We start from the raw sequence: 11,737 nt of genomic DNA, 5'->3' as shown, positions 1-11,737 counted from the left end.
TTTAGAATCTATTTCATGTTAAGAATTTTTTCATAAAGCTCAGTATCATCGCCTACAGAAGACTCGATAACATCTTTAACTGCTTCTTTCCAAGGTGTTTTATCCTCAACTTCTATAACATTGATACCTTCTTCTTTTAACTCATCTAATACTTTGTTTTCAGATTCTTCAGAAATTTGTCTATTAAATTCTGATGCATATTCTCCAGCTTCCGTAAGTATATTCTGCTGTTCTTCTGTAAGTCCATCCCAAGCTTCATCCGTAATAACTACTTGGATTGCACCTAGTGTATGACCGTCAAGAATTAAGTTTGGTGCAACTTCTTGGAATGCATTTGATTTGTAATTAGCAATAGGCTGTTCAGCACCATTTACTACACCTGTTTGCAATGCAGAGTAAAGTTCACCAAAAGATACAACTGTAGGTGAAGCACCAAGTCCTTCTACCATACCATTCATAACAGGGTCATTAGACACTCTTAACTTCATACCTTCTAAGTCTTCCATACCTTCAATTTCATCAACTGTGAAGAAATGACGGAAACCTTCTTCCCCATAGAACAAACCTCTAATTCCAGCATCATTTTCATGCGGCTCTAAAAGGAATTCAGGTGCTAAATCAGATGTAGCAAAATTCCAGAAGTGCTCACGACTTTCAAATGTAAAAGGAATAGAAAGTAGTTTTGACTTCTCTCCACCATAACTTGTAAGGGCGAATGCTGATATACGAGACATATCAATTGTATCACCTCCACCAAGCATTGTATCAAGTACATCGTTTTCTGAACCTAAAACACCACTTGCCTGAACATCAATCTCAATCTTTCCATCTGAAAGTTCTTCAACTTTTTCTTTAAATGTAGTAGCTGTCTGTCCAGCAATAGTATCTAGTGGATTAACCTCTGCATATACAAGTGTAACCTCTGCTTCTGTTCCTGACGAATTTTCTTGATCATTTTCTCCATTTTCTGATGATTGCTCTGGTGATTTCATTCCACAACCTGCTAATGCCGCCATAATAAACACTAACACAAGACTTAATGATAACAGTTTAAAACTTTTTTTCATTTTGTCCCCTCCTATTTTTAAAACTTTATACTTACATTGTAGAAATTTCCCAAAATCTTTTCTATTACTATGCTTAGAAAATGTTTTCCTAAAGAGCTGAAAAAAAAGCACTTTACTTCGTGATGTACAACTATTTTTTATTTCATAAAGTACTTGCTAGGCTTAATTGAGCCATCAATATAATGATTTAGATAACTAAAAAGCTTGATAGCTTATATTTCAAATCTTTATCTATAAGATACGATACTAGTATATTACTAGTCAATTTATCTTTTTATGCCATATTTAACAACAATTTTTATTTTTTAATCTTCTTTAAAATACTCAGGATACTTTTTCTTCAATTCTACCTGCTCAAATATCAGCTTATTAATATGATTACTAATTACTTCCTGCCCCATTTGCTCATCTTTATTCTTAATACTCTCTAGAATCTGAACATGCTGGTTAAGGACATCTTTCCAATTAATATCTGCAAAAAAGGTAAGCATACGAACCCGCTTATACTCTGAATTAATTTGTTCTATAAAGGACCAAGCTCTTTCCTTATTGCATCCCTTAAATATAGTTTTATGAAACTCTTCATCCATCATAAGGAAATCATAGTATGCCTTTTGATCTATTAGATCTTTTTGTGCATTTATGTTCTCTTGGAGTACATCTAATAACTCCTCTGGAAACTTTTCTATAGCTAACTTAAGTACAGACTTTTCTATACTCTCTCTAATAAACCTAGCATCTTCAACAACTCCTAAGTCTATATAGTCAATATAGGTTCCTCTTTGAGGACGAACATAGAGTAAGCCTTCTTTAGACAATTTAATAAATGCCTCTCTAACTGGCGTTCTACTCACATTTAAAATATCAGAAATTTCTTTTTCACTCACACGACTCCCTGGAACCATGTTTAGGTTAATAATATTTTTTTTAATAACCTCATATACGTAATCACCCACTGTGATTCCATACTTTTGCTTTTCTATTTCTAAATTCATTTATTCACTTCCCCAGAAGAATAATTATATCTATTGCACATCACATATTACCATGTTACCATACTACCATACTAATTTTTCGATGTCAATCCCTCTGGAGAATATTAATCTAATTTGTTAGAAATTTTTATTCTAATTCTATAATGTTACTCCTTTTTTAAAAATCGAAATTTCTCTAATTTCATTTTTTTCATTGTTAGCAAGTTCACCACTAGCAACTCCAATAATATATGGGATAAATTCTTCCAATACTTCTTCCATTGATTTATCCTCCGCTAGGCTTCCCGCATTAAAATCTATCCAATTTTTCTTTTTATTATAAATTTCTGAGTTAGAAGATATTTTTATAGTTGGAACGAAGGTTCCAAAAGGAGTCCCTCTTCCTGTTGTAAATAATACCATATGGCATCCTGATGCAGCTAAAGCAGTTGAAGCCACTAAATCATTTCCAGGAGCACTCAGAAGATTAAGTCCTTTTTCCGTTAATATCTCCCCATATTTTAGTACATCTACCACTTTAGAATGTCCTGCTTTCTGTGTGCATCCTAGAGATTTATCCTCCAATGTAGTAATTCCGCCCTTTTTATTTCCAGGGGATGGGTTTTCATATATAGGTTGATTATTAGCTAAAAAATACTCTTTAAAGTCATTTATTAAATGTACTATCTTCCCAAAGACTTCTTCATTCTTTGCTCTTTCCATTAGTATGGTTTCTGCCCCAAACATCTCAGGAACCTCGGTTAATACACTTGTGCCCCCTTGAGCAATTAAATAATCAGAGAAATTCCCTAGTAACGGATTAGCTGTAATACCAGAAAGTCCATCAGAACCTCCACATTTTAACCCAACCTTTAACTCTGATAAAGGCACTTCTTCTCGAGTATCCTCTTTCATGACCTCAAATATTTCTCTTAAAAGATGAACTCCTTCTTCTATCTCATCTTCCACCTCTTGGGTTATTAAAAACTTCACTCTATTTTCATCTATATCTCCAAGAAGCTCCTTGAATTCTTCTACCTGATTGTTTTCACAACCAAGACCTAACACTAGTGCTCCACCGCAATTAGGGTGCTTCACTAAATCAGCCAAAATTTTCCTTGTATTTTCATGATCTTCTCCTAATTGAGAGCATCCATAATTATGCTTATAAACTTCAATATTATCAATTAATCGTATATATACTTCAGACTTAAAGGTATCTACAATCATTTGTCCAATACCATTCACACAACCAACTGTAGGAACAATCCATAGTTCATTTCTTATACCCACATTACCATTTTCTCTTCTATAACCCATGAATACACGATCATCTTTGGGTATATCTCTATCCACTAGTTTTTGATCAAAAGAATATTCATCCGTCCCGCTTAACTTTGTCTTTGTGTTGTTTACATGAATATGTTCTCCTGGTTCTACATTCTGAAGTGAATATCCTATAGGTAAACCATATTTAATCACATCTTCTTCTTTACTAATTTTCTTAATGGCTACCTTATGACCCTTAGGAATATCGCTTCTAATTTGTACTTTCACTCCATCACTTTCTAATATCTCTCCAGCTTTTAAATCTGTAAGTGCAACCATCACATTGTCTTTATTGTGAATCTTAATAACTTTTTTCATATCTGCTCCTTTCTATAGTATAAATTTAAATTCCTTTATATTTTATTGTACATTTAAGTCAAAATAACGATTAGCATTATTGTAGCAAATATCCTGAACCATTTTTCCTAATAAATCTATATCGTTTGGAACTTCGCCATTTTCTACCCATCCTCCCAACAAGTTACATAGAATTCTTCTAAAGTATTCATGTCTTGTGTAGGATAAAAAACTTCTAGAATCTGTTAGCATACCTACAAATCTACTTAATAATCCCATATTAGATAAAGCGATCATTTGGCGAATCATTCCATCTTTTTGATCATTAAACCACCAGCCAGATCCAAACTGTATTTTTCCTGGTATTCCGCCTCCTTGGAAAGATCCAATCATAGTAGCTAAGACTTCATTATCCCTTGGATTTAGACAATATAAAATTGTTTTTGGCAACTCATTTGTTGTATCTAATGCATCTAGGAACTTAGCTAAATCCTTCGCAAAAACATAATCTCCTATAGTATCAAAGCCTGTATCTGGACCTAGTGTTCTCATCATTCTAGTATTTACATTTCGTATGGTGCCAATGTGAAGCTGCATTGCCCATCCTAATTTAGCATATTCTCTTCCTAAGAATAATAATATATATGTTTTGTATTTACATATATCTGACTCTGTTAATTCATCTTGATTTAAGGCCTTTGTAAAAATATCGTTGATTTCTTCCTTATCTGCATTTTCGAATACAACTGGATCCAAAGCATGGTCAGACACTTTACAGCCTAATGAGTCAAAATATAAAATACGTTCTTTTAATGCCTCCAATAAAACATCAATGGATTGTACTTCTCTTCCAACTACTTCTTCTAACCTCTTAACCCAAGTAGTAAATTCCTCTTTATCAATATTTATTGCCTTATCAGGTCGAAGAGTTGGCAATACTTTTACATCAAAATTAGAATCTTCTGCAATTATCTTATGATATCCTAATGTATCTATTGGATCATCTGTAGTACAAATTACCTTTACATTTGATTTCTCAATTAATTTTCGAGCTGTAAATTCTTCCTTTTGAAGTAACTCATTACATTCATCCCAAATTTCCTCCGCTGATTCTGAATTTAATAATTTATCTATACCAAAATATCTTTGTAATTCTAAATGAGTCCAATGATATAGCGGATTTCCAATTGTATAGGGAACTGCCTCTGCCCATTTTAAGAATTTATCTTTATCATCAGCATCACCAGTAATATACTTTTCATCGATACCATTACTTCTCATAGCTTTCCACTTATAATGATCTCCACCAAGCCAAATTTCAGTGATATTTCTATAACGCTTATCTTCTGCGATCTCCCTAGGATTTAAATGGCAGTGATAATCAATAATTGGCATTTCCTTTGCAAAATCGTGATAAAGCTTAATAGCCGTTTCATTCTCTAATAAAAAATTGTCATCCATAAATTTCTTCATTATTATCCTCCTCATTAATCTTTGATTTACTCTTTATTATTAATAATAAATTCTTAATTTGAATTTAGTTCAATATTATTATTGAAAGCTTTGTACTGCTTCTTTCATGCCTTTCTCTAATATCATTTCTAAATAATCTGTCGTCTGCCTATGAAGTCCGTCTATATCATTTAAATTCATTTCCCAATTTTTCTCATATCCTAATACTCTTTCAACAACCTTTTCTAGTCCTTCTCTGGTACCATCATAGTTATCCCATAGATTTTGATATAGTGATAGAATATCTGAACTATCTTGTAAATCAATCTTCACATTATCTCTCTTACCTTTATAAAATGTGATTAATGCAGAAAGAGAAAATACCAACCTTTTAGGTAATCTATTGTTTATCTTTTGATATTGTAAAATAGATGGTAAAACTCTTGTTTTAAATTTAGACATAGAGTTTAGAGATATACTCATAAGGTAATGTTTTATAAATGGATTTTTAAATCTATCTAGAACATCTTGTGCAAAATCCTCTAATTCTTTTTCTGGTAGTTCTAGCGTAGGAATAATTTCCTCAAAAACTATATCTTGAATAAACTTACCAACTACTGGATCTTCTACAGCTTCCCTCACAGTATTCTTTCCATATAAATAGGAAATCGCTACCATAGAAGTATGGACACCATTTAATATCCTTACCTTTCTTGTTCTATAAGGTGTAATATCATCTGTAAATAATACATTTAATCCCGCTTTATCAGCTGGGAACTCCTCCTTTATCCATTCAGGTCCTTGAATTACCCAAAGGTGAAATTGTTCTCCTTCTACTACTAATTTATCTTTATATCCTAGCTTCTTAGTAATCTCTTCTATCTTATCTTTTGGATATCCAGGTACTATCCTATCAACTAGAGTATTACAGAATGTATTTGCTTCATTAATCCATTCTATAAATTTTTCTTCTAAATCCCAGAGCTTTGCTAATTTCAGAATAATTTCTTTAAGCTTTGCACCATTCGTATCTATGAGCTCACAAGGTAAGAAAATAAATCCTTTATCCACGTTCCCATTAAAAGTTTGGTATCTATGATATAAGAAAGCTGTTAACTTCCCTGGAAAACTACTTTGGGGTCTATCTTCAAGTCTATCTTTTTCTTCATAAACTATTCCTGCTTCTGTTGTATTAGAAGTAATAAATCTTAATTCTGGATTTTCTGCTATCTTTAAAAACTCATCATAATTACTATAGGTATTTATTCCTCTACTTATAGAATCTACAACTGAATATTCACTAATAACTTCTCCTTTTTTAATTCCATTTAAATATAAGGTAAATAATCCATCTTGTTCATTCAATATTTTTACTCTATTATTTTTTCTTGGTTGTATAACTACTACACTCCCATTAAAATTATCCGTTTTATTCATATCAGCTATCATCCAGTCAACAAAGGCCCGTATAAAATTACCTTCACCAAATTGTAATACTTTTTCCGGATAGGATTTTTTTTCAAAACATTCATTAATTTTTTTCATTCCCTTTAACCTCCTTCTCGTTTGTTCACGTGTGCATTTTGAATAAAAAATTATCTAGTATCTTAATAGTTAGGATATACCTCGACATTATTAACTTATGCCTCCTACTCTTTTTACTGATTCTCTTATTTGTAGTTCTGTAGAAACATAAATCCTTTCTCTTTCCAAAGTTTCATCCTCAATAAGCTTTAGAAGCTTTTTAGCTCCTCTTATGCTAATTTCTTCAAAAGATTTTTTAATGGTAGTAAGAGCTGGCGATAAGTAAGATGCAAAAACGTTATCATCAAAACCAATAATTGAAATGTCTTCTGGCACATTTAATCCCTCTTCTACGATAGCCTTTATAGCGCCTACAGCCATATCATCATTTGAACAAAATACTGCCGTTGGAATATTCGAAAGATTTAAAAGTTGTTTCATTCCTTGATATCCACTTTCTAAATCATATTTTCCTTTGACTATATAATCTTTATAAATTGAAATATTATTATTTATTAAGGCCTTTATAAACCCTTTTTTTCTTTCTTGGGTAGATTTAAAACCTTTTTTACCTTCAATAATGGCAATATTTCTATGTCCTTCATTTATAAGATATTCTACTGCATTTTCAACACCTTTTCGATCATCAGAAAGAATATTAACTAACTGAACATCTTGTACTTCTCTATTTAGCACCACAATAGGAATCTTTTTTTCTAGTATATTATAAATAAAATAGTCATCCTTTGTGCTTTGGCTCATTATGATAATACCATCAAAATGTTTTTTGTTTATTGTATTTGGATTAGAATATTCATCGATTCCACTTACAATAAGATTAAATTCTCCACAAACAACACTATTTACTCCTTTAACTACTTCATAAAAAAAGCTAGATGATGTACCTTCATTAATTGTTGAAAAAAATAGTCCGATGTTATAAGACCTATTTAAGACTAAACTCTTAGCATTATAATTAGGTGTATAATTTAATGTTTCAGCAATAGTTTTTATTTTTTCCTTTGTCTCTTTGCTAATTAAGTGGCTATCATTTAATGCTCTTGAAACTGTAGTATGAGAAAACCCTGCGATCTTTGCAATGTCTTTTATTGTAACGCTCATCTTACCACCTCGATATTATCATATCACACTATGCATACGTTAACAATAACTTAATTAACTAATTGTTTTCCTATTATCTATTGAAAAGTAATTTATTAAGTAGACACTTTTTATCCAACTACCTTAATTATAACTTCACTAGTGTTTCCCACATTTTCTCATTTACAGGAATACCTTCTTTCATATTTTCTCCTCTTTCTCTGGCAGCTCTTTCTCCTGGGTAAAGAATATCAGCAACACCTTTTTTCCTTGCTGAAGTTTTAATATACTGAGACATATTTTCTATATACTCATCAGCATAATCCTCACCGGCATAGACTGTAGGATTTATTGCAATAAACACCTGTGAAATTCCTACATCATCTTTATTCATCCTCATATCATATGTGGATTTGCCAACTGATAATGCTGCAACTACCATATCAATAGCTATGGAAAGTCCAGAACCCTTCCAATATCCTGTAGGAATAGCTTCACCGTCATCTAATATTTCATCAGGGTCATTAGTAATATTTCCATTTTTATCATATCCTCCCATAATAGGTAATTTTTTATTATCAAGAGAATATGTTTGCAGTTTTCCAAAAGAAAATTGTGACTGGGCCATATCCAACAACACATGTTCTCCATTTTTTTGTGGAATAGCTATTATAAAAGGATTATTTCCTATACGTTTTTCGATACCACCCCATGGTGGCATATTAGGAAATGTATTTGTCATGCAAATCCCTATACACCCTACATTAGCAGCCTTCAATCCATAAGTGCCTCCACGAAGCCAGTGATTAGTATTTTTAAGAGCCACACATCCTATCCCATATTTTCCTGCCAATTCAACAGCTCTATCCATGGCAATAGATGCATTTGTCGGACCAAAACCTAGCTTGCCATCCCATTGTTCAAGGGCTCCAGCACTATTCAACTTCACTGGATATCTATTGAGTTTAATTCTACCTTCATCCATGAATTTTACAATAACAGGAAACCTATTCAAGCCGTGGGAATACACTCCATCCCGGCTATTATCTGCTATTATAGAGGCTCCTATCTCGGCACCTTCCGCTTCAAAGCCTCTACTTATAAGAACTCTTTTTACTTCACTTTTAAGTTTGTCATAAGATACACGCACTAATATCCCTCCTATTTTTGTAGCTTTCAGAATATTCACTACTATCTTTATCATATTTCATATATATCATTATTTCAATAGATGAAACAATTTCTTTAAATATTGAAAAATTCTAGTTACTCTTCAAGAGTAACTAGAATTTTAATGCTTATTCATCAGATTCCTTCTCAGTTATAAAGTAATGTGAAAACTCAGTATAGATTTTATCTCCAAGTCTTTTAATTCCACTATTTAAATGCTCTCTAACCAGAACATCTACTTCATCGATCTTTCTATTTTTAATAATTTCAACTAATTTTTTATGGTCCTCATAAATGGCTTGAAAGTTTTTAATTGCAACAATATCCAACATCCTAAATCTTGTATAATGTACTTGTAACTTCTGAATTTGTTCCCAAATAATTAGTTTCTTATTAGCCTCAAACAATATTTTATGAAATTCAGCATCTATTTTATAAAATTCCTCTGCAGTAAAATCTGATTTTAGTAGATTCTCTTGCAATTTCAGATTATTATCAAGCTCTAAAATTAATTCCTCATCAAGATTCTCAATTACATCTTTAATAATTTTTGTTTCTATTGCTATTCTCATATAGATAAACTGACGTATATTATCCATATTAAGCAGAGTTACATAATTAGCTTTATATGGAATGGTAAATACTAGTCCAGCATTTTTAAGTCTCTTAAGTACATCTCTGCTAGGGGTTCTAGATATATTATATTTTTCACATATATATTGTTCTGTTATAATTTGTCCTGGTTTTATTATTAAATTAAGTATATCTTTCTTTAAACTCCTATATACATCTTCCGCAATTGTATTCACTTTATAAGTATTATAATCTGTCATATTTCAATCTCCTTATAGTAAAACTATATTTTACTATTTTAAATCTTTAATTGCCACATGGTCCATATCATCAAACTCTATATTTTCGCCACACATACCCCAAATAAAAGTATAGTTACTTGTTCCTACCCCACTATGGATTGACCAGCTAGGAGAAATAATTGCTTGTTCATTAGCCATAACAACATGTCTTGTTTCTTCCGGCTGACCCATCAGATGGAATACCCTTGAATCCTCATCCATATTAAAATACATATAAACTTCCATGCGACGTTCATGGGTATGACAAGGCATTGTATTCCACACACTTCCTGGTGCTAGAATGGTCATTCCCATGACTAGCTGGCAACTCTCACATACCTCTGGATGAATATATTGATTTATTGTTCTTACATTAAGATTCTCTTTTTCACCTAATTCTAATTTTCTCGCTTGCTCTAGGGTAATTATCCTACTAGAATAAGATTTATGGGCTGGACTACTATTAAAATAAAACTTTGGTGGATTATCAGTGTCTATTGATTCAAATACAACATCCTTTGACCCTTTTCCAATATATAATCCATCACCATTATTTAAAATAAGCTCTTTGCCATCTAAGATTACTTTTCCTTTACCCCCGATATTTATTATACCGGCTTCTCTTCTTTGAAAGAAATAGCTGACACCTAACTCTTTACCAGCACTTAGTGTCACTTCCTTTTCGACTGGCATAATCCCTCCAGCAATAATTCTGTCAATGTGAGAATATACTAAATTTACTTCATCTTCTATAAATAATTCCTCAATTAAATAATGTTGTCTTAATTCTTCCGTTGTATAATATTTTGAATCTCCTGGATGATTTGCATATCTCGTTTCTAAATTCATTTAATACCCTCCTTATTTTAATTACTATCTTGCAAGCCAACCACCATCAACTGCAATAGTAAATCCATTAACATAATCCGAAGCTTTAGACGCTAAAAATACTGCTGTTCCTCCTAAATCTTCAGGTGTTCCCCATCTATTTGCAGGTATCCTAGCTAATATTTCTGTGCTTCTCTCTTTATCTGCTCTAAGAGGAGTTGTATTATCAGTAGCCATATAGCCTGGAGCTATTGCATTTACATTAATATTATATTTAGCCCACTCATTTGCCATAGACATAGTAATTCCTTTAACACCTGATTTACTAGCAGTATAAGAAGGAACTCTTATACCTCCTTGAAAAGAAAGCATAGATGCAATATTTATAATCTTACCTCCAGTTTTTTTGTCAATAAACTCTCTTGCCACAGCTTGACTAAGAAAAAACACTATTTTGATATTGATGTCCATAACATCGTCCCAATCTTTCTCTGAAAAGTCAATAGCATCTTCTCGTCTAATAATTCCTGCGTTGTTAACTAAAATATCTATCTTTCCAAAATTAGTAATGGCAGCATCAATAACCTTTGGAATGGAGTCCATTTTCTTTAAATCTGCTTGAACCCCTACGAATTTTCTTCCCATCTTTTCTACAAGGTTTTTAGTTTCATCTAGAATAGTAGAGCCTACACCTACTATATCCGCTCCAGCTTCGGCAAAAGCCAATGCTACTCCTTGGCCAAGACCTGTTCTACAACCAGTAACTATCGCTACCTTTCCTTCTAGTGAAAAATCATTCATGCTTCTCCCTCTTTTCATATTATTTTTTGAATTTTAATAATTATATATATTGTATACGTGGTATACAATGAGTATATATTAGTTTTATAATTCTGTCAATTCTATATAACTTTTATAATTCTTCTCCAAACTACAAAACCATTTCCGCTTATATAATACTTAGCTGATTCTCCATTATTTCCTTTATTTGATATTATCTATTTTCCGAATTTTACAGAACTTATGAGCAAGAAAGCCCACTTCTTCAGATGTGAGATGAAAGGGATATTTTTTAAATAGTTATTGCGGTTTATCAGTATAACTAATACAATGTATATATGAATGAATATAGAAAAACTAA

The 11,737-nt window shown here is 31.9% G+C and carries 10 protein-coding genes; all 10 read right to left on the bottom strand.

What is annotated here, in order from left to right; translation table 11 throughout:
- Nucleotides 1-8: 8 nt before the first annotated feature.
- On the bottom strand, nucleotides 9-1,067 hold the full coding sequence (locus GOQ29_RS08355; RefSeq protein ID WP_203372199.1) for a TRAP transporter substrate-binding protein: 1,059 nt from the start codon (nucleotides 1,065-1,067) through the stop codon (nucleotides 9-11).
- 305 nt (nucleotides 1,068-1,372) lie between these two features.
- Nucleotides 1,373-2,062, bottom strand: a complete 690-nt coding sequence (locus GOQ29_RS08350; RefSeq protein WP_203372198.1) for a GntR family transcriptional regulator — start codon at nucleotides 2,060-2,062, stop codon at nucleotides 1,373-1,375.
- Nucleotides 2,063-2,200: 138 nt separating this feature from the next.
- Entirely contained in the window at nucleotides 2,201-3,688 is a 1,488-nt protein-coding gene (locus GOQ29_RS08345; RefSeq protein WP_203372197.1) for a UxaA family hydrolase, read from the bottom strand.
- 42 nt (nucleotides 3,689-3,730) lie between these two features.
- Nucleotides 3,731-5,140, bottom strand: coding sequence for a glucuronate isomerase (gene uxaC / locus GOQ29_RS08340; protein ID WP_203372196.1), 1,410 nt, complete (start codon nucleotides 5,138-5,140; stop codon nucleotides 3,731-3,733).
- A 78-nt stretch (nucleotides 5,141-5,218) separates the two neighbouring features.
- Nucleotides 5,219-6,664: a tagaturonate reductase gene (locus tag GOQ29_RS08335; RefSeq protein WP_203372195.1), complete on the bottom strand. Its 1,446-nt coding sequence runs from the start codon at nucleotides 6,662-6,664 to the stop codon at nucleotides 5,219-5,221.
- A gap of 90 nt (nucleotides 6,665-6,754) precedes the next feature.
- On the bottom strand, nucleotides 6,755-7,765 hold the full coding sequence (locus GOQ29_RS08330; RefSeq protein ID WP_203372194.1) for a LacI family DNA-binding transcriptional regulator: 1,011 nt from the start codon (nucleotides 7,763-7,765) through the stop codon (nucleotides 6,755-6,757).
- 127 nt (nucleotides 7,766-7,892) lie between these two features.
- The gene (yiaK, locus tag GOQ29_RS08325; protein ID WP_203372193.1) at nucleotides 7,893-8,894 is read right to left on the bottom strand and encodes a 3-dehydro-L-gulonate 2-dehydrogenase; all 1,002 of its coding nucleotides are present in this window, start codon (nucleotides 8,892-8,894) and stop codon (nucleotides 7,893-7,895) included.
- A gap of 148 nt (nucleotides 8,895-9,042) precedes the next feature.
- A complete protein-coding gene (locus GOQ29_RS08320) occupies nucleotides 9,043-9,747 on the bottom strand; it encodes a GntR family transcriptional regulator (RefSeq protein WP_203372192.1) in 705 nt (234 codons plus the stop codon).
- 33 nt (nucleotides 9,748-9,780) lie between these two features.
- On the bottom strand, nucleotides 9,781-10,617 hold the full coding sequence (gene kduI / locus GOQ29_RS08315) for a 5-dehydro-4-deoxy-D-glucuronate isomerase (RefSeq protein ID WP_203372191.1): 837 nt from the start codon (nucleotides 10,615-10,617) through the stop codon (nucleotides 9,781-9,783).
- Between the two features lie 24 nt (nucleotides 10,618-10,641).
- Nucleotides 10,642-11,397, bottom strand: coding sequence for a 2-dehydro-3-deoxy-D-gluconate 5-dehydrogenase KduD (gene kduD / locus GOQ29_RS08310; RefSeq protein WP_203372190.1), 756 nt, complete (start codon nucleotides 11,395-11,397; stop codon nucleotides 10,642-10,644).
- Nucleotides 11,398-11,737: the final 340 nt, after the last annotated feature.

Origin of the sequence: Anaeromonas gelatinilytica, from assembly GCF_016820635.1 — a bacterium.
In the GTDB taxonomy this organism is placed as follows: Bacteria; Bacillota; Clostridia; order Tissierellales; family SIT17; genus Anaeromonas; species Anaeromonas gelatinilytica.
This window is presented reverse-complemented; position numbering and strand designations above follow the sequence as displayed.